The sequence below is a fragment of the Streptomyces melanosporofaciens genome (genome assembly GCF_900105695.1).
Taxonomy (GTDB): Bacteria; Actinomycetota; Actinomycetes; order Streptomycetales; family Streptomycetaceae; genus Streptomyces; species Streptomyces antimycoticus.
Map to the genome: position 1 here is coordinate 7,475,931 of NZ_FNST01000002.1, position 25,999 is coordinate 7,501,929.

At 72.2% G+C, this 25,999-nt stretch carries 21 protein-coding genes and 3 pseudogenes; 10 read left to right on the forward strand and 14 right to left on the reverse strand.

Annotation, left to right across the window (positions count from 1 at the left end; genetic code table 11):
- The first annotated feature begins 34 nt into the window (after nt 1–34).
- On the forward strand, nt 35–1,369 hold the full coding sequence (locus tag BLV72_RS34805; RefSeq protein WP_093467368.1) for an MFS transporter: 1,335 nt from the start codon (nt 35–37) through the stop codon (nt 1,367–1,369).
- Between the two features lie 252 nt (nt 1,370–1,621).
- Here the strand turns inward: BLV72_RS34805 and gndA are convergent, their stop codons facing one another.
- From gndA to BLV72_RS34825, 4 genes are all read right to left on the reverse strand, one after another.
- The gene (gndA, locus tag BLV72_RS34810) at nt 1,622–3,076 is read right to left on the reverse strand and encodes an NADP-dependent phosphogluconate dehydrogenase (protein WP_093467370.1); all 1,455 of its coding nucleotides are present in this window, start codon (nt 3,074–3,076) and stop codon (nt 1,622–1,624) included.
- Nucleotides 3,077–3,409: 333 nt separating this feature from the next.
- A complete protein-coding gene (locus BLV72_RS34815; protein ID WP_244321153.1) occupies nt 3,410–3,670 on the reverse strand; it encodes a hypothetical protein in 261 nt (86 codons plus the stop codon).
- Between the two features lie 229 nt (nt 3,671–3,899).
- Nucleotides 3,900–4,145: a hypothetical protein gene (locus BLV72_RS34820; protein WP_093467374.1), complete on the reverse strand. Its 246-nt coding sequence runs from the start codon at nt 4,143–4,145 to the stop codon at nt 3,900–3,902.
- Nucleotides 4,146–4,209: 64 nt separating this feature from the next.
- Nucleotides 4,210–4,506 (reverse strand): hypothetical protein, encoded by a 297-nt coding sequence (locus BLV72_RS34825; RefSeq protein ID WP_143059828.1) that lies wholly within the window; start codon nt 4,504–4,506, stop codon nt 4,210–4,212.
- Between the two features lie 498 nt (nt 4,507–5,004).
- Between BLV72_RS34825 and BLV72_RS34830 the strand changes: the two are divergent.
- Nucleotides 5,005–5,330 (forward strand): annotated as a pseudogene (locus BLV72_RS34830) (Tn3 family transposase); the annotation flags it as partial.
- A 231-nt stretch (nt 5,331–5,561) separates the two neighbouring features.
- On the opposite strand, the gene BLV72_RS34835 reads toward BLV72_RS34830, so the two are convergent.
- Nucleotides 5,562–6,140 carry a TetR/AcrR family transcriptional regulator gene (locus tag BLV72_RS34835; protein WP_093467377.1) on the reverse strand — a complete coding sequence of 193 codons (579 nt, stop codon included), beginning with the start codon at nt 6,138–6,140 and terminating at the stop codon, nt 5,562–5,564.
- A gap of 94 nt (nt 6,141–6,234) precedes the next feature.
- Here BLV72_RS34835 and BLV72_RS34840 point away from each other — a divergent pair, with 94 nt between their 5' ends.
- The 3 genes from BLV72_RS34840 to BLV72_RS34850 all read left to right on the forward strand — a co-directional run bounded on the left by BLV72_RS34840 (nt 6,235) and on the right by BLV72_RS34850 (nt 8,457).
- Nucleotides 6,235–6,681: an anthrone oxygenase family protein gene (locus tag BLV72_RS34840; protein WP_093467379.1), complete on the forward strand. Its 447-nt coding sequence runs from the start codon at nt 6,235–6,237 to the stop codon at nt 6,679–6,681.
- A 597-nt stretch (nt 6,682–7,278) separates the two neighbouring features.
- Nucleotides 7,279–7,548: a hypothetical protein gene (locus tag BLV72_RS34845; protein WP_143059829.1), complete on the forward strand. Its 270-nt coding sequence runs from the start codon at nt 7,279–7,281 to the stop codon at nt 7,546–7,548.
- 399 nt (nt 7,549–7,947) lie between these two features.
- Nucleotides 7,948–8,457, forward strand: a complete 510-nt coding sequence (locus BLV72_RS34850; RefSeq protein ID WP_093467382.1) for an acyltransferase domain-containing protein — start codon at nt 7,948–7,950, stop codon at nt 8,455–8,457.
- A gap of 373 nt (nt 8,458–8,830) precedes the next feature.
- Here the strand turns inward: BLV72_RS34850 and BLV72_RS34855 are convergent, their stop codons facing one another.
- Complete coding sequence (locus tag BLV72_RS34855; protein ID WP_093470724.1) at nt 8,831–9,313, reverse strand: Lrp/AsnC family transcriptional regulator; 483 nt, start codon at nt 9,311–9,313, stop codon at nt 8,831–8,833.
- Nucleotides 9,314–9,676: 363 nt separating this feature from the next.
- On the opposite strand from BLV72_RS34855, the pseudogene BLV72_RS50395 reads away from it, so the two are divergent.
- Together BLV72_RS50395 and BLV72_RS50400 are read left to right on the forward strand one after the other, a co-directional pair.
- Nucleotides 9,677–10,120: pseudogene (locus BLV72_RS50395) on the forward strand (thiamine pyrophosphate-dependent enzyme); the annotation flags it as partial.
- Nucleotides 10,121–10,683: 563 nt separating this feature from the next.
- Entirely contained in the window at nt 10,684–11,820 is a 1,137-nt protein-coding gene (locus tag BLV72_RS50400; protein WP_244321154.1) for a transketolase-like TK C-terminal-containing protein, read from the forward strand.
- 119 nt (nt 11,821–11,939) lie between these two features.
- Here the strand turns inward: BLV72_RS50400 and BLV72_RS34865 are convergent, their stop codons facing one another.
- The 4 genes from BLV72_RS34865 to BLV72_RS34880 form a co-directional block, all read right to left on the reverse strand.
- The gene (locus BLV72_RS34865; protein WP_093467383.1) at nt 11,940–12,437 is read right to left on the reverse strand and encodes a hypothetical protein; all 498 of its coding nucleotides are present in this window, start codon (nt 12,435–12,437) and stop codon (nt 11,940–11,942) included.
- A 238-nt stretch (nt 12,438–12,675) separates the two neighbouring features.
- Nucleotides 12,676–13,155 (reverse strand): DoxX family protein, encoded by a 480-nt coding sequence (locus tag BLV72_RS34870; RefSeq protein ID WP_342030692.1) that lies wholly within the window; start codon nt 13,153–13,155, stop codon nt 12,676–12,678.
- Between the two features lie 91 nt (nt 13,156–13,246).
- Nucleotides 13,247–14,638, reverse strand: coding sequence for an MFS transporter (locus BLV72_RS34875; RefSeq protein ID WP_093467385.1), 1,392 nt, complete (start codon nt 14,636–14,638; stop codon nt 13,247–13,249).
- Between the two features lie 110 nt (nt 14,639–14,748).
- Complete coding sequence (locus tag BLV72_RS34880; RefSeq protein WP_093467386.1) at nt 14,749–15,261, reverse strand: metallophosphoesterase family protein; 513 nt, start codon at nt 15,259–15,261, stop codon at nt 14,749–14,751.
- Between the two features lie 98 nt (nt 15,262–15,359).
- Between BLV72_RS34880 and BLV72_RS34885 the strand changes: the two genes are divergently transcribed.
- Together BLV72_RS34885 and BLV72_RS34890 are read left to right on the forward strand one after the other, a co-directional pair.
- A complete protein-coding gene (locus BLV72_RS34885; protein WP_093470725.1) occupies nt 15,360–15,926 on the forward strand; it encodes a tyrosine-type recombinase/integrase in 567 nt (188 codons plus the stop codon).
- 98 nt (nt 15,927–16,024) lie between these two features.
- Nucleotides 16,025–16,711 carry a GntR family transcriptional regulator gene (locus tag BLV72_RS34890; RefSeq protein WP_093467388.1) on the forward strand — a complete coding sequence of 229 codons (687 nt, stop codon included), beginning with the start codon at nt 16,025–16,027 and terminating at the stop codon, nt 16,709–16,711.
- Between the two features lie 70 nt (nt 16,712–16,781).
- Here BLV72_RS34890 and BLV72_RS34895 read toward each other — a convergent pair whose 3' ends face one another.
- Nucleotides 16,782–18,167, reverse strand: coding sequence for an aminopeptidase P family protein (locus tag BLV72_RS34895; protein ID WP_093470726.1), 1,386 nt, complete (start codon nt 18,165–18,167; stop codon nt 16,782–16,784).
- A gap of 149 nt (nt 18,168–18,316) precedes the next feature.
- Here BLV72_RS34895 and BLV72_RS34900 point away from each other — a divergent pair, with 149 nt between their 5' ends.
- Nucleotides 18,317–20,653 (forward strand): collagenase, encoded by a 2,337-nt coding sequence (locus BLV72_RS34900; RefSeq protein ID WP_093467389.1) that lies wholly within the window; start codon nt 18,317–18,319, stop codon nt 20,651–20,653.
- A gap of 100 nt (nt 20,654–20,753) precedes the next feature.
- Here the strand turns inward: BLV72_RS34900 and BLV72_RS34905 are convergent, their stop codons facing one another.
- The 3 genes and pseudogenes from BLV72_RS34905 to BLV72_RS50405 form a co-directional block, all read right to left on the reverse strand.
- Nucleotides 20,754–24,260, reverse strand: coding sequence for a phosphodiester glycosidase family protein (locus BLV72_RS34905; RefSeq protein WP_093467391.1), 3,507 nt, complete (start codon nt 24,258–24,260; stop codon nt 20,754–20,756).
- 159 nt (nt 24,261–24,419) lie between these two features.
- On the reverse strand, nt 24,420–24,842 hold the full coding sequence (locus BLV72_RS34910) for a YchJ family protein (protein WP_093470727.1): 423 nt from the start codon (nt 24,840–24,842) through the stop codon (nt 24,420–24,422).
- Nucleotides 24,843–25,138: 296 nt separating this feature from the next.
- Nucleotides 25,139–25,990 (reverse strand): annotated as a pseudogene (locus BLV72_RS50405) (alcohol dehydrogenase catalytic domain-containing protein); the annotation flags it as partial.
- Between the last annotated feature and the right edge of the window lie 9 nt (nt 25,991–25,999).

Sequence of the window (25,999 nt, forward strand, 5' to 3'; positions counted from 1 at the left end):
GGCCCGAATGGATGTAGGAGGAATCGAACCAGCCGTGGAGACCGCCAGAAGCAGCGACGACGAGATAGAACCCACCGCCCGGGACGACGACACGACCGGGGACGGCGCCCCCGCCCCGCCGCCGAAAGCCGGCTGGCGTCGTTGGGTGATGGACACCCGGCCGCTGCGCCACCGCCCCTTCCGACGGCTGTGGACCTCCACCACCGTCACGGCCATCGGCAGCCAGCTGACCGCCGTGGCCGTCCCCAAGCAGATCTACGACATCACCGGCTCATCGGCGTGGGTCGGCTACGCCAGCTTCGCGGGGCTCCTCCCGCTGGTGGTCTTCGCGCTGTGGGGCGGGGTGGTCGCCGACCGGATGGACCGGCGCACCCTGATGCTCGTCACCAACGTGGGCATCGCCGTCACCTCGCTGTTGTTCTGGGCACAGTCGTTCGCCGGTCTGGACTCGGTGGCGGTGCTCATGGTGCTGCTCGCCGTCCAGCAGGGCTTCTTCGGCATGAACTCCCCGGCCCGCAGCGCCTCCGTCGCCCGTCTCGTCCCGGCCGACGAACTGCCCGCCGCGGGCGCCCTGCAGTCCACCGTCGCCCAGACGGGCATGATCATCGGCCCGCTGCTGGCGGGCGCCCTGATCCCCGTCCTCGGTCTGCCCACGCTCTATCTCGTCGACGCCGTGGCGCTGTGCATCACCCTGTGGGCCGTCTGGCGGCTGCCGGCCCTGCCGCCCCTCACCGAGGGCGCCGGGGGCGGCGGCCGCCGGGCCGGGTGGCGCGATGTGGTCGACGGCTTCCGGTACATCGCCGCCCACCGCATCCTGCTGATGTCCTTCCTCGCGGACATCATCGCCATGGTCTTCGGCATGCCCCGTGCGCTCTTCCCCCAGCTCGCCTCGCACACGTACGCGCCCTGGGGCGAGGGGTTCGCGCTCGGCCTGCTCTTCGCGGCGATCCCGATCGGCGCGGTGGCCGGCGGTCTGCTGTCCGGCACCTTCTCCCGCGCCCGCCGCCACGGCCTGATGGTCATCACCGCCGTGGTGGCCTGGGGCGTGGCCATCGCCGGATTCGGGCTCAGCCCGAACCTGTGGTGGGCGGTGGCCTTCCTCGCCCTGGCGGGCGTCGCCGACATGGTCTCGATGGTCTTCCGCGGGGCGATTCTCCAGTCGGCCGCCACCGACGACATGCGCGGCCGGATGCAGGGCGTGTTCACCGTGGTGGTGGCGGGCGGCCCGCGCATCGCCGACCTGCTGCACGGCACCGCGGGCTCCCTCGTCGGGGCCCGCGCGGCGGTCGCCGCGGGCGGGCTGCTGGTGGCCGTCAGCACGCTCGGGCTGGCCGCCGCGGTGCCCGCCTTCCGCCGCTACACGCCCTGACGAGGCGGCCGCGGCGCGCCGGAATGAGTGCCGGGCAGCGGCGCGACGCCACGAGGTCCGGGCCGTGGCGCGACCGCACGAGGTCGGTGGCACAACCGCACGTACGAGGTCGGTGGCACAACCGCACGAGGGGCGCGGTGCACACGGCGCGCCCCTCGTGCGGGCGCGGTGCACATGGCGCGGCCGCGCACACAATGGCACGAGGGCCGTGTCCCCGCCGGAACCCGGCGCGGGGACACGGCCCTCGCGACGTCAGGCCGTACGCTCGTCGCGGTCGGCGCCCCACATCGTGTGGAACGAACCCTCGCGGTCCACCCGCCGGTAGGTGTGCGCGCCGAAGAAGTCCCGCTGCCCCTGCACCAGCGCGGCGGGCAGCCGCTCCGAGCGCAGCGCGTCGTAGTACGCCAGGGCCGCCGAGAAGCCCGGCGCCGGCACGCCCAGCTCGACCGAGGTGGCCACCACTCGCCGCCAGGCGTCCTGCGCCGCGCCCAGCGCCTCGGCGAAGTGGTCATCGGTGAGCAGCGTGACGGGCTTGCGGTCCTTGGCGTACGCCTCGGTGATCCGGTTCAGGAACCGCGCCCGGATGATGCAGCCGCCGCGCCAGATCTTCGCGACCGCCCCCGGGTCGATGTCCCAGCCGTACTCCTGGCTGCCCGCCTCGATCTGGTGGATGCCCTGCGCGTACGCCACGATCTTCGACGCGTACAGCGCCTGCTCGACATCGTCGGCGAACCGCTCCGCCGCCGCGCCCGTGAGCTTCTTGCCGGACGGCCCCGGCAGCCCCTGCGAGGCGTCCCGCAGATCCGCGTGGCCGGACAGCGAGCGGGCGAACACCGCCTCGGCGATCCCGCTCACCGGCACGCCCAGGTCCAGCGCGGTCTGGACGGTCCAGCGGCCGGTGCCCTTCTGCTCGGCCTGGTCCTGCACCACGTCCACGAACGGCTTGCCGGTGGCGGAGTCGGTGTGCCCGAGCACCTCGGCGGTGATCTCGATCAGATACGACTCCAACCGGCCGCCGTTCCAGGTGCGGAAGACCTCGGCGATCTCACCCGGCGCCATGCCCAGCGCCCGTCGCAGCAGGTCGTACGACTCCGCGATGAGCTGCATGTCCGCGTACTCGATGCCGTTGTGCACCATCTTCACGAAGTGGCCGGCGCCGTCCGGGCCGATGTGGGTGCAGCACGGCGTGCCGTCCACCTTGGCGGAGATGTCCTCCAGTAGCGGCCCGAGCGACTTGTAGGATTCCGCCGACCCGCCGGGCATGATGCTGGGCCCGTTGAGCGCGCCCTCCTCGCCGCCGGAGATGCCGGTGCCCACGAAGTGCAGCCCGCGCTCGCGCAGGGACTTCTCCCGGCGCCGGGTGTCCTCGAAGTGGGCGTTGCCCCCGTCGATGATCACGTCGCCCTCTTCGAGGAGGGGTGCGAACTCCTCGATGACGGCGTCGGTGGGCGCACCCGCCTTGACCATGATGACGAGCCGCCGCGGCCGCTGCAGGGCCGCGACGAACTCCGCGGCGGTCTCGGCCGGCACGAAACTCCCCTCGTGGCCGTGCTCCTCCATCAGCGCCTTGGTCTTGGCGAACGTGCGGTTGTGGAGAGCGACGGTGTGCCCGTGCCGGGCGAAGTTACGGGCGAGGTTGCTGCCCATGACGGCGAGCCCGGTGACGCCGATCTGGGCGGTGGGCTGGGTGGTGGAAGGGCTGGGCATACGGTGTTCCACTCCTGTCACGCGCATCGAATGCTTATGCGAGGTGGCAACGACGAGGGGAGCGGGGATCTTCCCTCTCGGTCAGCCGGGCATCGCCCGGTCATAGTTGCACGATGTTCCCGACGGCGGACGCGTGTCCGAAGAAAGCGGCCGAGGTGTGTCATCTTTCTCCCACCCGGCCGGTGCGCCGAGTTGTGGGGTATCCACAAGGCGGCTGGTGGACGGGTGGTGAGCGTGCGATGTGCGCGTGATGGGCCCTGCGGCGGGCAGCCCTCGCGGTACCGCCCCCCTACGGAGACGCGAGGAGCCCTGCCCCAAGGGTCGAGCCGTAGGTCATCCGGCGGGTTTGATACGGAGGACGGCGGCGGTGTCGTGGATCTTGACGACCTTCAGGCTCATGGCGTCGTTGATGGTCGCGGCGGGTCCCTCACCGCAGCTCAGTCCGACGCCGCCTCCGCCCTCCGACGACACGCCGCCGCCACCGGAACAGCCCGAAACGCTGAAGCCCGAACCTGTCAGCTGCGCGACCATCTCGACCTCGCGGCCAGCGATCGCCGTCACCTTGATCTGCCCGAGGCCGTACGTCGCCGGCACTGTCACAATGTCTCCCGCGGCGACCTCGATCTCGCACGTCCCGTCAGCGCACGGCCCGGTTGGCGAGGGCGACGGCGTGGCCGACTCCGTGGGAGTCGGCGGCGACCCGGAGCCGGACCCGCTGGGCCGGCCCTCGGCGGGGGACCCGTCCGAGGTGTCCGAGGAACACGACGTGAGAGCGGCGAACACGACAGCGACAACAACGGCGAGGGCGGCGGTGGATGACGTTCTACGCATCATGGCCCCATGGAACCCCGCCCCCACCGGGACCCCTCCCGCCCAAGGCAGGGCGCGGCCACGTGAGGGGCGTCTCTCCGGTGGCGACGGCATCGTCGCAGACCACCAGTTGGACCTTGGTGTGATCCTCATCCTCATCCGTCCAGTCGAAGTCGACCTCTGGGTCCCAGCCGTCGGGCAGGGCGACGTACTGCAGCTCCAGCGTGGCGGGGCCGGAGTCATGGTGGATGATCGTCATCGGATGCGGACCCTCGCCCGCGTACGGTGCGCTGTCGGCGTTGTAGGCCGAAACGGCACTGGCCCTACTTCGCCGGGAAGAGCCGCAGCTTCGCGGTGTCCCCCGCGATGGCGAGAACGGCGATCGACAGCTCGTTGACGGTGGAGGGCCCGCCCTGGTCGGGGCGCTGCCCGAGCAGGTTGGAGGCGAATCCGCTCGCGTCGACCGAGCTCAGGTCCACGCCCTCGGCACCGACGGCGCTCACCGAGAACGGTCCCGCCCGAAGGCCGTCGACGCGCGGGATCTCGGTGCCCTTCGTCACGACGACCGTGCAGCTTCCGTCCGCACACGCCCGCAGCTCGGCCGGGGTTGACGGCTTCATCGGCTTCACCGCGGTCGGCGACGGTGATGAGGAGGGCTTCGTGGGTGTCGGCGAGGCGGGGGACGGTTCGGCCGGACGCGAGGATGCGGCTGGCGCGGGCGCCCCCGTGTCGCCGCCCGAGTCGGAGCCGCAGCCGGTCAGCGCGGCGGCGAGGGCCAGGACGCAGACGGTCCCCGCCGGGCCGCGCGCCGCAGACAGCCTGGTCCTACGGCGGTGGGCCGGTGATTCCGATGGGTTCATGGGACCGTTCTACACGCGGGCGCCCGGGAGGGGTCCCGCACGCCCGTCACGTCGTAGGACCAGGTCTTCTGCCAAGGAATCCTGGTCGCAGCGCGGCATCGGCCACAGGTGCGTGCTCGACAGATTCAGGCGAGCGACGGCGCAAGGTACTCAAGCGCGTAGCCAGTGCCCTTGCGTGTCACCTGCCCCACTCCGGGCGAGTCCAGGTGGGCGCCGGCGACGAAGTACCCGGGCCTGGTGAGTTGTTCGAGGAGCGCGATTCGGGCCTTGCTGGGCTACAACTTCTCGCCGCGCTTCAAGGACCTGGGCGACCAGCGGCTCCGGCGGGTGGAGATGCCCGGTGTGGGGACGGTGACCACGGGCCGCTGGAGGACCTGGCCCGCAACGAGGCCAACCTGACCAAGGTCATCACACACTGGCCGGACATGCTGCGGGTCACCGGCTCACTGGTGACCGGGCAGGTCCGCGCCTACCACCTGCTGCGGATGTTCGGCCCCGAGGGGCGGCCGACCCCGCTGGGCCAGGCGTTCGCCGAGTACGGGCGCATCGCCAAGACCCTGCACCTGCTCCGGGTCGTCGCCCCGGCGACCGTCCACCTCGACGAGGACGACGAGGGCACCGGCGAATGACGCGGCGTTAGGGTGCGTATCGGGTCGTGATCAATGAGCATCGCAGCTTCCGGGGCGGGTGCCCGTCCGAGGTACGGGGGCCCGGCGATCTGCGGCTGCGCCGGGTGGACGCGAGTGACCGCGATGCCGCAGGCAGGCAGCGGCGGGGCCCGAGGGCCCCGGCTGAGTGCCCGCCGGGATGGTGTGTCAGACCATGGCGAGCCGGTCCACCAGCAGCTCCACCCTCGGCTCGGTGTCCTCCGGCGGCAGCCGCCCCGCCCGGGTCAGGGTCGCGACGCCGTGCAGGGACGCCCAGAACACCTCGGTGAACAGCCCCGGGTGGACGCCGTCCCCGGCGACCTCGCCGAGGCACTCCAGCAGCGCGGCGAAAGCGTCCTTGAGAGGTTCCGGGGTGTCCTCCTGTGCGTACGCGAGACCGCCGTCGAGCTGGAAGATGGCGTCGTAGACCGCCGGATGGCGTTGAGCGAAGTCGAGGTAGGCGCGGGCGAGGGCGGCGACCCGCTCGCGCGGGCTGTTCGCGCTGGAGGCCGCGGCACGCACCGCCGCGGCCAGCTCGGTGGCGCCCTGGAGGGCGACGGCACCGATGATCTCCCGTTTGCCACGGAAGTGGCTGTAGAGGACGGGCTGGCTGTACTCGATGCGCTCGGCGAGCCGACGGGTGGTGACGGCGTCCCAGCCCTGCTGCTCGGCGAGTTCGCGGGCCGTCGCCACGATGAGGCGCTCGCGGGCTGCCCGTTCGCGCTCCTTGCGTTCCTGTACCGACATGATTCGATCCTAGCATCGCTAGACAAGCGAGCTAAAGCAGCACTAGCGTTGCCTCGCCAGCTAGCAACACTAGATGCGAAGAGGGGTGGGCGTCATGCTCAACGCACTCGAGGTCGTCACCACCGTGGTCGTCGGCGTGATGGTGGGGGTGGAGTTCTCCGTCGCCTTCGTCATCAACCCGATCCTCAACGCCCTCCCGGAGGACAGCGGTCAACTCGGCCACGCCCACGGGGGCCGGATGCTCGGCGCCGTGATGCCGGTCTGGTACCTCACTTCGCTCGCCCTTGTCGCGGTCTGGGCCATCGCCGGATGGCACCACCACGGCACCGGCCTCGTCGTCACCGCCGGCGCGCTGCTGATCCTCAGCGTGATCATGTCGCTTCTGCTGCTCGTCCCGATCAACAACCGGGGCAAGACGTGGACCCCTGACAACCGGCCCGCCGACTGGAAGGAGCAGATGAACCGCTGGGACCGCTTCCACTACGTCCGCGTCGCCGTCATCATCGCCGCCTTCACCCTGCTGGTCGCCGCTCTCGCCTGAGCCCGCGGGCTCACCCGTCCGGTCATCAGCCGCAACCCCTCGGCCGTGCGCCCGAAGTGCGGCACCGCCACCTCCATCTACATCCAGGACCCGGACACCAACACCCTCGGACTCCGCTGGTACCCCCAGGGCGCGGGCGCCAGCGACTCCCACTGACCGATAGCGAGAAGAAGTGCCGGGAATGGCCATGCTGCAGAACCTGGACCCGAATACGCCGAGCCTAGGAGCCCGTCCTTGACCCAGTGCTCGGCCGCGCACCAGCCCGCCTCACCTGGAGGGTTCACGATGCACGCGTCTCGCTCAGCCACCGCGTCGTCGCGCCACGCCGAAATCCGTGGCAGCGGGAAGGTGGGACTCCCTCCGGCTACGCGACAGTTGTACGCGCCTCGGCGCGAGGACGACGGGACGGGTCCCGGGCGCCCGGCGGTACGTTCGACGCGGTCGATAACAGCTATGCCGGGACAAGCGAGAAGGGAGTTTGTCATGAAGTTATCGAGGTTCGCTGTCATTGGGGCTATGTGTGCCGCGCTCCTCGGCTTCGGCGCTGTAACGGCGACGCAAGCTACGGCCGTTGAGTCCTCAGTAGCAGCGCCACAAATGGCGGTCCAGAAGGTTCAGGGCTGGGAGGTCTACTACGAGAACTGGTTCTACTCGGCGGCCAGCTGCGAGGCACGCGGCAACGCCATCGTCAATCCTTCGAGTTCCCAGCATATTCCTGGCGCTCTCGACTTTGACTGCTGGCTGGGCTCGGGCGACACGAAGTGGTCGATGAGCATCCTCTGGTGTGACTGTCGGCTGGGCTCGGGCGACACGAGCTGGCTGGGCTCGGGCGAGACGAGGCGGTCGATGAGCATCCTCCGGGCCTGATGCGGCCTTTGTGTCAAGTGCAAGGCCCGAGAATCGCGCGACTTGCGATTCCCGGGCCCTCGCCTTTTCTCCTGAAACAGGAGAGTCGGAATTTGGTGATGTTGGCGGCAGATCGGAGGCTGGCAAGAAGTGAGCGCTAGCGAATTCGTCCTCAAGGCCCGTCAGCGTGTGACGACTTACGGTGGGATTGAATGGCGCGCCAACCGTGCGCGGCGAACCCGTACTGATCGCGGTGATCGCCCGCTCGTCGGCCGAACTGCCAGAGCTGTTGCGCCGGGCCGCCGAGGGCGAACCCGCCCCCGCCGACGGCATCCACCCTCGCCCGCGCCGTGCCGCGGGAGGTCGCGGAGGGCCAGCTCGCGCTGCACTTTCCGGGCCAGGGCAGCCAGGCGCCCCGGGATGCTCGCGTCGCTCTTCGCGGCCTTCCCCGGAATCCACCGCCATCTGCACCTCGGCGCCCGCTGGGCCGACGCGCTCTTCCCGCCGGCCGCGCTCGACGCCGAGGCCGCGGCCCGCACCCAGGCCCGGATCACCGACACGGCGGTGGTCCTGCCCGCCCTCGGCACCACCGCGCTCGCCGCCACCGACCTGCTCAGCTCGCTCGGGGTGCGCCCCGCGATGGCCGGCGGCCACAGCTACGGCGAACTCGCCGCGCTCGCCGCCGCCGGAGTGTTCACCCCCGACGAACTGCTCGCCGCCGGCGCCGCCCGCGCCGAGGCCATCCTCGGCCGGGCCCCGGAGGGCGACGCGGGGACCATGGCCGCGGTCGGTGCCTCCGCCGGTCAGGTCGAGGAGGTGCTGCGCCTCGCGGACCTGGCGGACGACGTGGTGGCGCCAACCACAACTCGCCCACCCAGCCGGTCGTCTCGGGCCCGAGCGAGGCCGTCGCCGCCGCCGTCGCGGGGCTGAAGGAAGCGATAATCCCACGGAAAGCCACGGGTGTTCCGCACACCGCGGAAGACATCTTCAGACGGTGGTGAAGGGCACACCATCACCCTCGCCCGGCCCATCCTGGGTCCGTGATCGTCGAGCGCTTCAGCCGCGCCGGCCGCGTCAGTTCTCGCGGTGGCTTTCGCGGTTCTCCAGGGCGCTGATGGCGGTCGCGGTGAACGACTTCGACGCCGACCGGGCCCGGGCCGTGCTGCATCCGTCCGCCGTGTCCCCCGAACCGGCAGCGGATGACACCAAGGTCGGCGCCGCCGGCTGACCTCGCTTCCGGGCGCCGCCGTGACCCGGCGGTATCCAGGAGTTCCCCCGGCCCGCCGTGTCGCCCGACAGCCCGCTATCCACCCGCCGCGGCACGGCGCAGCAGTGGGGTGAGGCGGTGAGGCACCAGTTCGCGCATGGCCAGGGCCGTCGTGGTGCGCTCGATGCCGGGGATGGCCAGGATCTGTCCCGCGATTCCGTACAGGGCCTCCACGTCCGTGGAGGCCACCCGTATGAGCAGATCCGTCTCGCCGCTGAGGCCGAAGACCTCCACGACCTCGTCGATGCCCGCCAGCGATTCGGACACCTCGGCCAACCGGTGCTGATGGACCCGCGCGGTGACGAACGCGGTGAGGGGATGGCCCAGCGCCCTCGGGGTGATCCGGCGTTCGAAGGAGTCCAGCGCGCCGCCCTGCTCCAATCTGGCCACCCGGGCCTGGACGGTGTTGCGGGACAACCCCAGCTGTTCGGCGAGGGCGACGATGGTGGCTCGTGGATCGGCGGCAAGGGCGAGCAGGATCCGCGCGTCGGTGGCGTCCACGCCTCGTTCATCGCTCATGGTGCCCAATCGATGTCCCTCATCCGCCTCGGAGTCTGAGCAGAATGCACAGTGCTACGGGAACATGTTGTGCATCCAAAGGATTATCTGTCTACTTGCGGAGCACAACGTCAATTTTTGCGGAAGCAAGGTGCGGACAGTGGGGTGCGCTCTGTGACGGTCGTGAACTCGGAGCCGAGGTCAGCCGGCGGCAAGGGCCCGGGCGTCGCCAAGGAGGCGGAACTCGCCGCGCTCGAGGCGGTCGAACGGCGCGTGCTGTGGCTGTCCACGGCGATCATCGATCATGCCAACCGGGTGCGGCCGAACCCTTCGGGGCTGAAGGTCGGCGGTCACCAGGCGTCCAGCGCCTCGATGACCTCGATCATGACGGCGCTGTGGTTCCACGCGCTGACCTCCGAGGACCGGGTGTCGGTCAAGCCTCACGCCTCGCCCGTGCTGCATGCGATCAACTACCTGCTGGGCGAGCTGGACGAGTCCTGTCTGACCACCCTGCGCGCCTTCGGCGGCCTGCAGAGCTACCCCAGCCGGTCCAAGGACCCCGACCCGGTCGACTACTCCACCGGTTCGGTCGGCATCGGCGCCACCGCCCCCCTGTGGGGAGCCATCGCGCGCCGCTACGCCGATGGGCATTTCGGCGGGGCCGGTACGGGACGGCAGTACTCCCTGCTGGGCGACGCGGAACTGGACGAGGGCGCGATCTGGGAGGCGATCCAGGACCCGATGGTGCCGGGCCTGGGCGAGGTGGTGTGGGTCGTCGACCTCAACCGGCAGTCCCTGGACCGCGTGGTGCCCGGTATCGCCGCGGAGCGGCTGCGGGGCATGTTCACCGCAGCCGGCTGGCAGGTGATCAACCTCAAGTACGGGCAGCTCCTGCAGCAGTTGTTCGCACGGCCGGGCGGCGAGGCGCTGCGCGCCCGTATCGACGCCATGGGCAACCCCGAATACCAGCGCCTGCTGCGGTGTTCCGCCGACGAACTGCGTGAGCGCCTGCCCGGCACCGGCTCCACGGCCGGGCCGATCGCCGACCTCATCGCACCCCTGGACGATGGCTCGCTGCTGGCGGCGGTGCGCAATCTGGGCGGCCATGACATCCCCGCCCTCATGGACGCGTACGACGCCGTCGACGACACCCGCCCGACCGTGATCTTCGCGTATACGGTCAAGGGCTGCGGGCTGCCCACCGAGGGCCATCCGCAGAACCATTCCTCGCTGCTGACCGGCGACCAGATGAAGGCGCTGGCCGACCGTCTGGGGACGGACCTCGACCGCCCCTGGGCGGCCTTCGGCGACGGCTCGCCGGAAGCGGCCCTGTGCGCGGCGGCCGCCGATCGGCTGCGCCGCCCCGGACACGCGTCGCGGCGGCCCCCGAGGTGCCCGCCGACCTGGCCCGCCCGGCACCGACCGGCACCGGCAACACCCAGCAGGCGCTCGGGCGCGTCCTGCTGGACCTCACCCGGCGGGCGCCGGAGGCGGCGGCACGGATCGTCACCGTCAGCCCCGACGTCAGCTCCAGCACCAATCTCGGCGGCTGGCTCAACAAGGTCGGGGTGTGGTCCCCGACCGAGCGCCCCAACTGGTTCGCCGACGACGCCGAGACGATCCTGCACTGGCGGGAGCGGCCCACGGGCCAGCATGTGGAGCTGGGCATAGCGGAGACCAACTTGGTCGGTCTGCTCGGCGAACTGGGCACCACCTGGAGCCGCTGGGGCCAGCCGCTGCTGCCGATCGGTGTGGTCTACGACCCCTTCGTCAACAGGGCGCTGGAGCCGTGGTCCTTCGGTATCTACGCCGGTGGCCAGTCGATCCTGGTCGGCACGCCGTCCGGTGTCACGCTCGCTCCCGAGGGCGGTGCCCACCAGTCGATCACCACTCCGTCACTGGGTATCGAGCAGCCCGGCTGTGTCACCTACGAGCCCGCGTTCGCGATCGACACCGAATGGTGTTTGCTGGCCGCGCTCGGCAACCTCGGTCGGCCGGACGGGAGTTCGGCCTACCTGCGGCTGTCCACCCGGCCCGTCGACCAGTCCGCGGCCGCGGTGCCGACCGACCCGGCCGCGCGTGAGCGGCGCCGCCGGCACGCGGTCGCCGGAGCCTACCGGCTGAGGCAGCACGAGAACCCGGAGGTGACCATCGCCGCGATGGGCGCACTGGTCCCCGAGGCCCTGGCCGCCGCCGACCGGCTCGCCGCACTCGGCCACGGCGCCGATGTCGTGTGCGTGACCAGCCCGGACCTGCTCTTCCGCGCGCTGCAGGCCCGCCGTGGCCTGTCGGAGGACCCGACCTGGATCCTCGACCAGGTCTTCCCCGCCGAGCGGACCACGCCGCTGGTCACCGTGCTGGACGGACACCCGCACACCCTGTCCTTCCTGGGCACGATCCAGAACACGCCCGTCACCACCCTCGGCGTGACCCGGTTCGGCCAGTCCGGTGCGATCGAGGACGTCTACCGCTACCACGGCATCGACAGCGACGGCATCGTCGCCGCGGCGCTGGACCACGTCGAGTAGGGCGAGGGGCTGAGCCTCGCACCTTCGAGGTGCCGCACATACGAGGGTGCCGTCCGGTGGAGGACGGCACCCTCGTATCCGCGGCCATTCCAGCCGTTGCCCGATGTCTGGGTCCGGTGCTATCTCGGCATCTCCGTGGACGTGCCGTTCACCGTTCCGGTGGCCCTGGTGGGGCGCTCCAGGATGCCCCGGGTGTCGGGCGGGGCCGGTTCCGGGGCGCCGGTGGTGTGCTGCGGGCCCGTGGTCTCGGCGGCACCGGCGCTGCCGTTCGCGGTGCCGTTGTGCGGATGCGCCGACCCGTTGATCTTCTCGATCGCCTGCCGGGCCTGCTCACCGGGGGAGCGGGCCGCCAGCGGCGGTGCGGGGTGGGGCGCCGTGGCCGCGGGCTGGGTCCGCTCCCGCTCGGGCTTGGCGTGGACACCGATGGTGTGGGTCCCCTGGCGCAGCCGATGGCTGACCGCCTCGTCGAGGCTCACCGGCCGCTGCGTCTGGGCCGCCAGCCGGCCGGCCTCCTGGCCCAGCGCGGCGACCACTTCCCAGGGCAGATGGAGCACCAGGCGGACTTCGGCGTCGCCATCCGGCAGCGCCTGGATGGGAGGGATGAACGGGTCGTTCATGGACGGGGCCTCCGGTCTCGGTATCGGCCTGTGCGGGCGGCGCGCGTCCCATGGGCAGGACGCACACAGAGCGATACGGAGAACCGGCCCCTGGTGTTCACCCGTGCTACGGCGATCCTTCTTCCCGCCCCGTGCCCGGGCTCCTCGTGGCCCCGTGACGGTGGCCGTCAGGTCTTGCTGAGGAGGATCGTCACCGTCGCCAGGATCGCCGCCAGCACCAGCATGGTGATGCCGTAGATCAGCCGCTGCGACCGCAGGAGGGGAGGAGCGCGTCGAGGGAGATCCGGCCGGCGCCGGAGAGCGCGAGCCCGGCCGCGCCGACCCCGACCAGCAGCGGGAACTCGAAACCGCCGAAATAGCCGAGTGGCGAGGCGGCGGCGACGGCGTTGGCCATCGTGGCCGCGACGGCCGCACCGGCGACCGGGGTGAGCAGCCCCACGGCGAGGGCGAGGCCGCCGAAGGTCTCGGTGAGCCCGGCGATCACGGCCATGGCCTTGGGCGCCGGATAGCCGAACTGCGCGAACGCCACGGCCGTCTTGTCGATGCCCAGGCCGCCCCACCAGCCGAAGAGGTGCTGTGCGCCGCGCGCGGCGACGATCAGCCCGACGCCGAGTCGGAGAACCAGCAGACCGACATCATGGGCTCGGAGCACATGCGCCGCTGACCTGGGCGAGGCCGGGGCGGGTGCGGTGGCGTTCTCGGGGTGGGAAGAAGTCATGGCGCCCTCGTCTGGTCGGGCTCGGCGCGGATCGTCGAGCCGAGATCCGATATGCACCTTAAATACTTTCTATTCCATCGAGCTGCGGGGTTCAATCCGGGCACCCGTCGGCCGCGGAGCGGCCCCCGCGTGCGCCGCCGGGCCGTACCGTCGTCAGCACCAGGAGCGCGGCCCCGGCCAGACAGCAGCCCCCGGCCGCCATCAGGGCCGCGTCGACCGCTGTGGCCGTGGCGGTGCCGTGTGCGCCGGCGGCGGGCCCGGACAGGGTCACCCCCAGCCCCGCCGCGGTGGTGATGACCGTCTTGGTCACCCCCGACGCCTCCCCGGCGCGGTCGGGCCGCACCACCGCCTGGGTGGCGATGAGCGTCAGGGCGCCCGCGACCCCGAGCGCGGCCCCGCACCCCGTGACCGCGACGAGGAAGACCGGCAGGGTCGGCGCCGCGGTGGCGGCGCCCAGCGCCGCCGCCCCCAGCACCAGGGCCCCGGCCATCGCCCGCACCGCGTCCGCCGTGCGGATCCGCCCCGCCACCGGCCCGGCCAGCGCCATCGCCGCCGCCGGGGCCAGGAATGCCGCCCCCGCGCCCGCCGCCGACAGCCGCCACGGCCCCTGCAGCGCCAGGGGCACGGCGAACAGGACGACCACGGTCGCGGTATTGGCCGCCGCCCCCGCCGCCGTGAGCGCCACAAAGGGCCGGTTGCCGAACAGCGCGAGATCCACCAGCGGATGCGCCGCCGCCCGCTCATGCCGTACGAAGACGGCCCCGAGCCCGACCGCCAGCGCCAGGGCCACCGCCGAACGGCCCGAGACCCAGCCCCACAGCTGCCCCCGGTCGACCAGGACCGCGAGCGCCGCGAGCGCGCCGGTCGCCGTGACCAGCCCCGCCACGTCCACGGACGCCGGCGCGGTGGTGTCCCGCGACTCCCCGGCCCGCGCCGCGCACACCGCCGCGAGCAGCGCGAGGGGTACGTTCAGCCAGCACACCGCCCGCCAGGACACGGCCTCGGTCAGCACCCCGCCGACGTACGGCCCGCACACCGTGGCCACGCCCCCGACCCCCAGCGCCCGGCCCATGACCCGCGCCCGCGAACCGGGCGAGCAGGCGTTCGTGAGCAGCGCGAGACCGGCCGGCATGGCCATCGCCCCGCCCGCGCCCTGCACCACCCGCGCGCCCACCAGCACCCGAAGCGACGGGGCCAGCGCACAGACCAGCGACGCCCCGCCGAACACCGCAAGCCCCGCCATCAGCAACCGGCGGCGGCCGTACAGATCGCCCAGCCGCCCCGCACCCACCATCAGCGCGCCGGCCGCGAGCAGATACCCGCTCACCACCCACTGCAGACCGCCGCCCGCCGCCCCCAGATCCCGCCCGATCCCGGGCAGGGCCAGGTTCAGCGCGAACGCGTCCAGCTGGACGCAGAACACGGTCGCGGACACCGCCGCCGGGGCCCATCGCCCCGCGGACTCGCCATTTTTCGCCGTCATCACACACTCCTCGGCACCGAAAAGGACCTGTCGGATACCGGGGCTGAAAAGAGAGACGAGCGAACGGAAGGAAACGGGCGCGGCCATCACACCCGGGGAACGGCGATCGGTCAGCGGCGGGGCGGCAGCCGGTGCAGCTCCACGGCGGTCAGCCGCCCGCCCTCGATCGTGGCCGTCAGATACGTACAGTACGGCTGTCGGCGCCGATCGGTGGGGGAGCCGGGGTTGAGCAGCCGCAGCGGTCCCTGCGGCCCCTCGGCCGTGGAGTCCCACGGGATATGGCTGTGGCCGAACACCAGCACATCAAGGCCGGGGAACCGCTCGGCGCAGCGCCGCTCCCGCCCCCGCGCCGCTCCGGTCTCGTGCACCACGCCCAGCCGCACCCCCGCCAGCTCGGCCCGGGCCACCTCCGGCAGCCGCGCCCGCAGCTCGGGCCCGTCGTTGTTGCCGTACACCCCGATCAGCCGGCGCGATCGCTCCTGGAGCAGATCGAGGGTGGCGAGGTCGACCCAGTCGCCCGCGTGGACCACCACATCGGCGTGCGGCAGCCGCTCCAGCAATTCCCCGGGGAGCGCCTTGGCGCGCCGGGGGAGATGGGTGTCGGACATCAGCAGTAGACGCACACGGACGACCGTACCGCCGTGATGCCCTTGACGAGGACATCGACGGAAGAAATAGTGTGCCAAGCGACTCGGTGTCGCGAAGCTCCCAGGGGGTGGACATGGCAGCGCGGTCCCAGACGCGGACGGCGAAGGAGGCGGTGCAGGACCGCTATCCGCGGCCGCTGGTCCAGGCGGCGGAGGCGGAGTGGATCTGGCGGCAGCTGTCGGTGCAGGCCATGGAGGACGGCGCGAAGCCGGAGACCGTACGGCTGGCCGTGGTGGTGGGCCTGGCACGGGCCAGCGGCGCCCGGTACGGCGGACTGCTGCGCTGCACCATGTCCGCGCTGGACCTGGACTCCGGATGGGTGACCATCGAGCACGGCAAGCATCGCGTCCCGCGCCGGCACGGCCTGGACCGCGGCACCGTGCTGGTGCTGCGCCGCTGGCTGCGGGTGCGGCAGGAGCTCTGCGCCGAGCTGGAGGGGTCGGTGCCGGACGCGCTGTTGCTGACGGTGCACCACACCCATGACAACGGCGTGACCGTGGTGGCCGGGCTGCCCATCACCCGGCAGGGGCTGGTGCTCTCCTGGCGCCGGTTCGTCCACCGTACGAACGCCCGGTACGCCGGTCGCCGCCCTCCGCTGCCCACCCGCTTCGAACAGGTCCGCCGGGTCTGGGACACCTGAGCCCAGGTCCCGGCCGGGCCATTGTCGGGCCGCCGGCGCAACGTGACATTGTACGCTGGCACTCCGCGCCGACTCGACGTGCCATTCGGAGGGCCGAGATGGGTGAACTCAAGCATCGGAGCCTGGCCACCGTTCAGCACCGGCTGCGCGACCAGGTCGCCCATCAGCTGCGTGCGGCCCTGATAGCCGGTGAACTCCGGCCGGGCACGGTCTACTCGGCGCCCGGTCTGGCCGCGGACTTCGGGGTCTCGGCCACACCGGTGCGGGAGGCCATGCTCGACCTGGCCCGCGAGGGGCTGGTCGAGCCGGTGCGCAACAAGGGCTTCCGGATCACCGAGGTGAGCGAGCGCGATCTCGACCAGTACACCGAGATCCGGGCGCTGATCGAGGTCCCGGTCGTCGGCCGGGTCACCCGCACCGCGACCCGCGCCCAGCTCGAAGCGCTCCGCCCGATCGCCCTGGAGATCGTCGACGCGGCCGCCGCCCATGACCTCGTCGGCTATCTGGAGGCCGACCGCCGCTTCCATCTCGAACTGCTGGGCCTCAATGGCAATGACCGGCTCGTCGAGACGGTGAGCGACCTGCGCAAGCGCTCCCGTCTCTACGGCCTGACCTGGCTCGACGAACACGACCAGCTGCTGCCGTCCGCCGAGGAGCACGTGGAGCTGCTCGATGTGATGCTGGCCGGGGACGTCGAGGCGGCGGAGGCCTGCATGACCCGCCACCTCGGCCATGTCCGTTCCCTGTGGGCCCAGGGCCGCGAGGAGGCGGCGCGAGTGCCCTGACGGGGCGCCGCCCCGCCGGGCCCCTTGGACAGGAGCGGGCCCTTGAACGGGAGCGCAGCGCTACCGCGGATCAGCCGGACGGGGACAGCAGCCGGTCCATCCACTCCTCCACCGCATCGGCCGTGCGGGGCAGGGCCGTTGACATCAGGCGGGCACCGTCGGCCGTGATCACCAGATCGTCCTCGACGCGGACGCCGATCCCGCGCAGTTCGGGCGGCAGGGTCGTGTCGTCGGGCTGGAGGTAGAGGCCCGGTTCGACGGTGAGGACCTGGCCCTCCTCCAGGACGCCGTCCAGGTACTGCTCCGCGCGGGCCCGGGCGCAGTCGTGGACGTCGAGCCCGAGCATATGGCCGGAGCTGCACAGGGTGTAGCGCCGGTGGAGGCCGCTCTCGGCGGTGAGCGCCTGTGCCGCGGGGATGCGCAGTACGCCCCAGTCGGCGAGGCCCTCGGCGAGCACGGTGGAACAGGCCCGGTGGAAGTCGCGGAAGCTCGCGCCCGGTTTGAGGGCGGCGATCCCGGCGTCCTGCGCGGCGAGCACCAGCTCGTGGACCCGGCGCTGGACGGGGGAGAAGCGTCCGGACAGCGGCAGGGTGCGGGTGATGTCGGCGGTGTACAGCGCGTCGGTCTCCACGCCCGCGTCGAGCAGCAGCAGATGCCGCGGGTCGAGCGGGCCGTCGTTGCGGGTCCAGTGCAGCACACAGGCGTGGGCGCCGGCGGCGGCGATGGTCTCGTAGCCCGTGCCGTTGCCCTCGGCGCGGGCGCGCAGCTGGAAGACGCCCTCGATCCAGCGTTCGCCGCGGGGGTGCCGCAGTGCCGACGGCAGGGCACGGACGACGTCCTCGAATCCGGTGGTGGTGTGATCCACGGCCTGCTGGAGCTGGGCCACCTCCCATGGGTCCTTCACCAAGCGCAACTCGCTGAGCGCGGAGGCGAGTTCGGGATCGCGGGAGGCGTCCCTGCCGGGGCCGAGGCGGGCGAGGCCGTCCAGGTGGGCGCAGCGGACGCCGGTCAGCCGCGCGGCCTCGGCCAGGTCGGGGCGGCGGCCGACCCAGAACTCGCCGTATTTGCGGTCCCGGTAGAACTCCCCGCCCTCGTCGCGTGGTGACCGCGGCCGCAGGTACAGCACCGGCTCGCCGTCCGGCTCCAGGACCAGCACATGGCCGGGCTGGTCCTCGCCGGTCAGCCCGGTCAGCCAGGCGCACGCGCTGTGCGGGCGGAAGCGGTGGTCGCAGTCGTGGGAGCGGACCTTCAGCTCGCCGGCCGGGATGAGCAGCCGCTCCCCGGGGAAGCGGGCGGCGAGCCGGGCCCGGCGGCCGGTGAGCTGCTCGAAGCCGGGGACACGGGAGTCACCGGGGGGTGGGGCGGGGGCCCAGCCGTCGGCCATCGAGCGGGCGAGGGCGTCCGATACGGGCACGTCATGGCTGCCGGTGTGGAGTTGGGTGGCACGCGCGGTCACGGACACCTCCGGTGAAGGAAATCTGGATGACCTTTTCCTGACGCCTTGTCAGTGCAATTTCACATTACTATGTTACAGGTCACACCTCGTGACGTGAAGGCCAGCGCCTCGGGCCCCACTCACCCCCCCACCGCCTCTTGGAGGTTCAGGTGTTACCTTCGCGCCCCTCGCGCAGACTCCTGCTGGCCGCGACGCTCGCCGCCGCGCTCGTGATGCCACTCGGGCAGGCCGCCGCGGCCGCCCCCAGGGACCCCGTACCATCCGCCCAACCGTGGCAGCCGAAGGCGGCACCGAAGCCCCCGCCCCGGCCCGCCGACAACCGCTTCGACCACGCCCAACGCCTGCAGCGGGATCCGAAGTTGAGCGCGTCTCCGCCTCCCGCGCCTCGTTCCGTCACCGCCGACGGACGGATCCCCGGCCCGCTGTCCGAGGCGGCCACCGCTCACCACGGCAAGAAGTCAGCAGTCGCCCCCTGCACCCTGGACGGCATCACCGGGCTGAGCCCCGATCAGCTCGCCGACTTCCTCGCCGACCCCGCGGTCACCGCCGACGGCTGTCTGCGTGGCCTCATCTGGAACTGGGACTCGCGGCTGATCCCCGTCATGTCCGACGCACACGTCCAGACCGTGGCCCGGCGCATCGCCTTCCTCGCGCCAGGCCACGACGGCGAGAACACCAGCCACCTGTACGAGATGTTCACGTACCTCCACGCGGTGGCCTACCACGACTTCTCGCACGACGAGATCGACACCACCGACGCCCCCACCGTCAACGCGGTACGCGGCGCGGTCGACGCCTTCGGCGCAGCGGCCCACACCTTCGACGCCACCCGGGCCAACGCCGACACCCTGCGCGAGGCCCTGATCGCCTGCAGCGGGCCCGGCGGACGCCAGTACCAACTCGGCCTGGTCAAGAGGACCTTGGCCACCATGGACCCGGGGCACACCGCCACCAACAGGGACCAGTCCTGGGGCAATGCCGCCCTCTCCGCGCTCTCGCTGAACTACCTGGGCGTCTACTCCGGCAACCAGGACAAGGAGTTCCGGGCCGCGGTCGCCGCCGACCCCGGCTACCGTGCCGCCTTCAAGGCGTTCGCCGACTACACCCACCTCAAGGACACCCCCAACGCCTGGGTGGTCCGCGACGCCCTCCTCGAATACGGCCGCTTCGGCGAGATCGACTCCCTCGAGCAGCAGACCATCACCGACCTCGGAGCCCTGCTGCCCGTCACCGTCCACAACTTCGGCGAGGGCAGCGCGCCCTGGGGCAAGGTCGTCTCCTGGCTCATCACCTTCGAGGCGTGCAAGCCCTACGGCGTGTGCAAGGAGGACATAGAGAAGCGGATCTTCCCGCACACGTACTCCTACGACAACGGCGGCATCAAGGTCCGCACCGCCCTCGACCGTGCCACCGTCGACCAGCTCTACTATGCGTCCAAGCAGGTCAGGGCACAGTTCCACCGGGTGCTCGGCACCGAGGAGCCGCTCGCAGGCGACCCCAACGCCACTCTCACCATCGTGCTGTACGCCTCACGCTCCGACTACGAGGTCTACCACCCGATGCTCACCGGCATGGGGACCGACAACGGCGGTGTCTACATCGAGCAGGGTGCGACCTTCTACACCTACCAGCGCCGTGTGCCGCAGGACTCCTCCCTCACCCTGGAAGAGCTCTTCCGGCACGAGTACACCCACTACCTCAACGGCCGGTTCGCCGTCCCGGGTTTCTTCGGCGAGGGCCCCTGGTACGAGGGCGACCGCACGACCGCCATGGACGAGGGCAGCGCCGAGTTCTTCGACGGCTCGACCCGTGACGACGGCATCCGCGTACGCCAGTCCCTGGTCCGCGACATCATCAACGACACCCAGGGCGGCAGGCCGCGGATGACGATCGACGAGATGCTGCACGCGACCTACGACCGCGACGGCTTCCGCTTCTACTCCTACGCGGGCACCTTCTTCGAGTTCCTGTGGCGCGACCACCCGGCGAAGCTCCAGGAGATGTACCGGTTCATCCGCGCCGACGACCCCGTCGCCTTCGACAACTGGCGCAACCAGCAGGGCGCGGACACCAACCTCCAGCTGCAGTACGACGCGTTCCTCGACGCTCAGACAGCCATCGTCGACGACCTGTTCGTACCGGACACCACGTTCGTGCCCAACGAGGACCTGACGCTCACCGACGCCGCCGGGGCGCAGAGCGCCTTCTCCCGGGCCACCGGCAACCAGCCCGCCTGCGAGGACAACGGCGACGGCGAGCACGGACGGTTCGTCTGCACCGGCCGGATCACCGCGAACCTCAGCGACCCCGGCAGCCTCAACAAGGTCTTCACGGAGATGTCCGAGGCGGTCGACGCCAATCTGCTCGACCGTTCCAAGCCCGCCGCCGTCGACTTCGGCGATATGAACTGCGGCTTCGGCCGGCCCACCGTGACGGGCAACTCCGGTACCGCGGACTTCAGTTGCGAGGGACCGCTGCGGCGGTGATCTGACGTTCGGTACCGCGCATCCGCACCTGCTCGGTGCGGATGCGCGGGCCGATGTCCCGGCGGGCCGGCCGCCGGAATCGTGTTCCGCCGGAGAGCCCTCAGGCCGCGGGCGCCGCGGCCGCCGCGGTGACGGTGAACCGCGCCTGGGCGGTGGCGCCGTTCACGCGCACCGCCAGGGTGGCCGTTCCCGGGCGCAGCGCGGTCAGCTTGCCGCTCGCCGGGTCGTACGCCGCCACATCACGGCGCCCGGCGTCGTCCGGATCGCCGATGTGGACGCCTGGCGAGCCGGTCCAGTCCGCGCTCAGCGGGAAGCCGACCGGCACCCGGCGGGCATCGATCCCCTCGCCCTGGAAGACGGTCGCCGTGATGGCGGCGGCCTGCCCGGTGTGCAGGTCCTCCGGTGCGGTGACGGTGAGCCCGTCCACATGGGCGCGGGTCTGCACGGACACCCAGTCCGGGCCGCCCTGCCACGGTGCGTGGCGCGCGGCCGCCTGGTCCCGGGCCGAGACGTGGTCCACGCCGACCATCGACCAGCCGGTGAACCCGCCCTGATTGGGCGGGGTGGCGGGGTTCTTGCCCGAGTTGCCGTTGATCAGATACGGGACGCCGTCCACCCGTGCGGCGTGGAAGGTGCCGACGTGGCTGCCGATGAACCCCGCGCCCTTGCCCGTCGTGCGGCGGAAGTCGGTCAGCCAGCCCTCCAGCAGCGCCGCCTCCTTGCGGTCGCCGAGCTGGCTGCCCTGCTGCGGGGTGGGGTCGCGCGGCGGCACATGCTCGATCACCATCACCGAGCCGACGTCGGGGTCCTTCGCGGCCGCGTCCAGCTGGGCGCGCAACTCCTTGATCTGGTCGAAGCCACCGGCGCGCAGCCCCAGCCGTGAGGTGTCCAGGGTGAGGAAGCGGGTGCCCCGGTGGTCGAACGAGCGGTGGGCGGGCCCGAATTCGCCGGTGAAGTTGTCGATGGAGCCGCCCATCACCTCATGGTTGCCGGGCACGTAGTACCAGGGCAGGTCATCGCCCAGCTCCTCCTTCAGCACGGTGCGGGCGAAGGACAGATCGGCGGGGGAGCCCTCGTCCACCAGGTCCCCGTTGATCACCAGGAAGTCGGGCTCGGCCGCCTTGATCTCCCGCAGGGTGCGGCGGGCCTGGGCGACGATCGGGCTGCCCGGATCGCGGGCCACGAACTGCGCGTCGGACATCACCGCGAACCGCCAGTCGCGTCCCCGCACCTGCGCGGCGGTGGAGATCAGCGGATCGGGGCGCACGCTCTCCGTGGGCAGTTCGACGGAGGGCGGCACCCGCGCCGAGAGGTCATCGACGACCACACTGCCGGTGTACTGGCGGGTGGCGGCGGTCTCGGCGAGGTAGAAGCGGTTGACCTTCAGCGGATACGCGACCCCGGCCGGGACGGCGAAGTCGACGTGCCGCCATCCGGTCCAGGTGACATACGGTCCGCGGAGCAACTGGTCGGAGCCCGCCGCGTCCTTGAGGTGCAGAGTGGGCCACGCCCCCTTGCCGTCGCCCTTGATCCACAGGCCGAAGGACTGCGGCTGCCCGTCCACCTCGATCTGCTGCGGCGGGGTGACATAGGCGGCGCGGGTGGCCGTGGACTGGGTGAAGTCGTAGTCCAGCTTCAGCCCGGTGCCGGTGTGGCCGTCGGGCGTGGCCTCCGCCGAACCGGAGGCGCGGGCCTGGCTGAAGGTCCAGCCGTCGGCGTCGTCGAAGGACGCCTCCTGCCGCTCGGTCAGGCCGACGGTGACGGCGAGCACCGTGGTGGCGCCGCCGACGCGGACCTTGACCTGCGCCGCGGCCTGGTCGTGGCGCGCCTTGACGGTGAAGGTGCCCGCCCGGGGGTCCGGGGCGATGTCGAACAGCGCGTGGTCGTACGAGAGCCGCACATCGGAGGGTTCGACGGGGGCGCTGGTGCCGTGCGCGTCCAGGCCGACGATGCCGAACCGGCCCGTGGCCTCGGCGTCGGCCAGGCCGACCAGCCGGCCGGTGGGCTGGATCCGGTCCAGCCGGTCCAGGACGGTGAGGCCGAGGTCGCCGTGGGCGGCGCCGCGCCGGGCGGTGACGGTGGTGTCACCGCCGTGGCGGGCGGTGAAGGTGCCGTCGGAGCCGACCCGGCCGATACGGGAATCGGCCGTCCGCCACTGCGGCGCGCCGTCGGCCGGGCCGTACGTCTCGTCGTAACCGGCCGCGGTGAGGCGGCGGGTGAGCCCGGGGAAGACCCGCTCGGGGTGGCCGCCTTGGACCGGGTCCGCGGTGGGCGCGGACGCGCGGTCCATCGCGGTGTCCACCCAGAAGCCCTTGAGCCGGCCGCTGCCGTCGGGCGCGGTGAGGGCCAGGCCGTTGGGGACGGTGCGCTCGGCGCCGTCGGACGGGCTGTTCTCCACCCGGGTGGTGTCGCTGCCGGGCTCGCGGGCGACGAGCGTGGAGGAGCCGCCGCCGTCGAGGTTGAGCGCGCTGTAGGCGCCCGCGTCCTTCATCATCAGGCCCAGCTCGGTGAGGGTCACCCCGCCGCTGTCGGCCTGCCGCCCGTCCACGGTGAGGATCTGCATGGTGCGGCCGTCGCGGGAGAAGCCGACCGCGGTGCGCGGCGCCGTGGTGTTGTTGCCCTCGCCGTCGTGGCCGACCGGCTCGCCGTCCACCACCAGCAGTTCCCGGCCGCTGAGGGCCGTGCGCGGCAGGTCGCCGCCGCCGGTGCGCGGCCGGTACTCCATCGACACCGCGTCGCCGACGGCCAGTGAGGACAGCTCGTCGGCCCCGGCGTCCCGGCCGAGCAGCACGGTCGCACCGGCCGGGATCGGGCCCTTGCCGGGCGCGCCGGCCGCCTTGGTGACCTTGCCGTCCACGACCGTGACCTCGGCGGTGCGCCGTGCGCCGTCCACGGTCTGGGCGCGGTCCGCCTCGCCCCACTGGGCGGTGTACGCCCCGATCCCGGCGGCCGGGACGTTGGCGGCGTTGAGTGCCGCGAGCGGATGGGGACCGTCGGGGAGGGTCAGGGTGCCGTCGAAGTAGAGCTGGAGGATGCGGCCCGCGTCGGCCGGGCCGATGCCGACGGCCTGGGCGGGCCCGGCCGCGGAGGCGGAGTTGACGAGGCGGCCGTCGCCGATGCCGTTGCCCTCGGGGGCGCCGGTCTGGTTGATGTCGAAGAAGTCACCGTTGATCGCCGCGACCGTGCGGCGCCCCGGCCCGGCGTCGTGCTCGGCGGCCAGTTGGGAGACGGTCCGGCGCTTGGCGACCTGGTCGGGGTGGAGATAGTCGACCTTGGTGCCGCCGGCCAGGTCCACCGACAGCGCGTCGACCCGCAGCCATTTGTCCGACTCCAGCCGGTCGTACGAGGTCAGCTTCACCCCCGGGGCGACCGGCCGCGAGGAGCGGGCGGTCTGCAGCCCGTCGCCTTCGGCCACGGACCGGGTGCCCGGTGCACCGCTGGCGGCGGGCGGCGCGACCGGCCGCAGCATCTCCGTGGAGACCCGCGGCAGGGGTTCGGGCGCCGGGGCGGGGGTGGTGTCGGCGGTGGCCTGCCCGGCGGCGCCCAGCACAAGGGCGGACACCGCGGCCAGGGCCGCCAGAGGTCTGGCGAACGCGACAGGAGGCACGGCAACTCCATGGGGCCAGGGGACTCGCGTGGTTCACACGCACAGCGCCCCAGCATCGCCCCGGAGTTGACCGGGCACCAGAAGGCGTCGGCGACGACACGGGAAACAAATGACCAAGTCGGCGCGGACCGTGACCGCACCGACCCTCGTGAAGCGCGGTCAGTCGCCGGTCACGCCGTCGAGATAGACCCAGTCGCCCTCGTGCCGTACGAAGCGGCTGTTCTCGTGGAGCGAGCCCGCGCGGCCGCCCTCGGTGTAGTGGGCGCGGAACTCGACGGTGCCCGTGGTGTGGAACGCGCTGCCCTCGCTGGTGCCCAGGATCTCCAGGCGCACCCAGTGCAGCCCCGGGTCCGGCCCGGCGCCGGGCGGCCGGGTGGTGGGGTGCCAGCTGCGCAGCAGATACGCCTCGTCCCCGACGGCGAAGGCGCTGTAGCGCGAGCGCATCAGCTGCTCGGCGGTGGTCGCGCGGGCCTGGCCGCGGTGCAGCCGGCCGCAGCAGTCGTCGTAGGCCGCGGGCAGCCCGCAGGGGCAGGAGGCCGGGGTGGGGCGGGCCGGCTGCGGGCGTCGGGTACGTCGGGACATGATCCCCATTGTGACGGGTGGGAGACGGACGGGGGCCGCTCAGGCCCGGACGGCTGCTCCGGGCTCGACTGTTCGGGCGGCCATGGCTCAGGGACCGACCGCTCGGGCGGCCATGGCTCACGGCTCGATGACGACCTTGAGCTGTGTGGGGTCGGAGAGCGCCGTCTCCAGGGCGTCCGCCGTACGTTCGAGGGGAAGCGGGCGGTGACCAGCGACTCAAGGTCGATCCGTCCGGTGGCGGCCAGGGACACCGCCGCGGGGAACTCCCCGGCGTAGCGGAAGGCGGTGACCAGGGTGAGCTCCTGGCGCTGCATCCAGGCCAGGGGCAGCGTGGTGCGGGGCTGGGGCGGGTTGCCGACGGCGACCACGGTGCCGCCGGGGCGTACCGCGTGCGCGGCGGCGGTCAGGGCGGATTCGATGCCGGAGCAGTCGAGTGCGATGTCGAACGCCGGATCCTGGGGGAGGGGTTCACGGGAGGTGTCCAGGGCGCGGTCGGCGCCCAGGCGGCGGGCGTGGGCCAGCCGGCCGGGGTTGACGTCGGTCACCACGGTCTCGCCCGCCCCCACGGCGCGGGCGGCCTGGAGGACCAGCAGGCCGATCGGCCCGGCGCCGGTGATCAGCACCCGGTCCCCGGCCGTGACATTGCCGCGGCGCACCGCGTGCAGGGCGACCGCGAGGGGTTCGATGAGCGCCCCGGAGGTGAGGGGGAAGTCGTCGGGGAGCGGATGGGCGAACTCCGCGGGCACGGTCAGATACCCGGTCAGGGCGCCGTCGGTGGGCGGGGAGCCGAAGCAGCGGCCGTGGGGGCACTGGTTGTAGCGGCCCGTGCGGCAGGCGCGGCAGCGTCCGCACGGGATGGCGGGCTCGATCGCGGCCCGGGTGCCCGCGGCCAGGGGGCCGTCGCCCGCCATGACCGTTCCGGCCGCCTCGTGGCCGAGCGCGGTGGGGGAGCGGAGCACATTGGGGCCGTTCTCGCTGTGGGCGTAGTAGTGCAGGTCGGAGCCGCACAGCCCCACCGCGCCGATCTTCACGAGGACCTCGCCGGCGGCGGGTTGGGGAAGCGGGCGCCGCTCGATGCGCACGTCCTTGGGGCCGTGCAGGATCGCGGCGGTGGCGTCGTTCATATCGGGGTGGTTCTCCTCGTGCATCAGTGGGGC

Bases quoted from the DNA above. Each gene is read 5' to 3' on its own strand.
- gndA (WP_093467370.1), bottom strand. From the start codon at position 3,076: ATGCCCAGCCCTTCCACCACCCAGCCCACCGCCCAGATCGGCGTCACC.
- BLV72_RS34820 (WP_093467374.1), bottom strand. From the start codon at position 4,145: ATGACGATCATCCACCATGACTCCGGCCCCGCCACGCTGGAGCTGCAG.
- BLV72_RS34825 (WP_143059828.1), bottom strand. From the start codon at position 4,506: ATGAAGCCGTCAACCCCGGCCGAGCTGCGGGCGTGTGCGGACGGAAGC.
- BLV72_RS34835 (WP_093467377.1), bottom strand. From the start codon at position 6,140: ATGTCGGTACAGGAACGCAAGGAGCGCGAACGGGCAGCCCGCGAGCGC.
- BLV72_RS34840 (WP_093467379.1), top strand. From the start codon at position 6,235: ATGCTCAACGCACTCGAGGTCGTCACCACCGTGGTCGTCGGCGTGATG.
- BLV72_RS34845 (WP_143059829.1), top strand. From the start codon at position 7,279: ATGGCGGTCCAGAAGGTTCAGGGCTGGGAGGTCTACTACGAGAACTGG.
- BLV72_RS34850 (WP_093467382.1), top strand. From the start codon at position 7,948: ATGCTCGCGTCGCTCTTCGCGGCCTTCCCCGGAATCCACCGCCATCTG.
- BLV72_RS34855 (WP_093470724.1), bottom strand. From the start codon at position 9,313: ATGAGCGATGAACGAGGCGTGGACGCCACCGACGCGCGGATCCTGCTC.
- BLV72_RS34865 (WP_093467383.1), bottom strand. From the start codon at position 12,437: ATGAACGACCCGTTCATCCCTCCCATCCAGGCGCTGCCGGATGGCGAC.
- BLV72_RS34870 (WP_342030692.1), bottom strand. From the start codon at position 13,155: ATGACTTCTTCCCACCCCGAGAACGCCACCGCACCCGCCCCGGCCTCG.
- BLV72_RS34875 (WP_093467385.1), bottom strand. From the start codon at position 14,638: ATGACGGCGAAAAATGGCGAGTCCGCGGGGCGATGGGCCCCGGCGGCG.
- BLV72_RS34885 (WP_093470725.1), top strand. From the start codon at position 15,360: ATGGCAGCGCGGTCCCAGACGCGGACGGCGAAGGAGGCGGTGCAGGAC.
- BLV72_RS34890 (WP_093467388.1), top strand. From the start codon at position 16,025: ATGGGTGAACTCAAGCATCGGAGCCTGGCCACCGTTCAGCACCGGCTG.
- BLV72_RS34910 (WP_093470727.1), bottom strand. From the start codon at position 24,842: ATGTCCCGACGTACCCGACGCCCGCAGCCGGCCCGCCCCACCCCGGCC.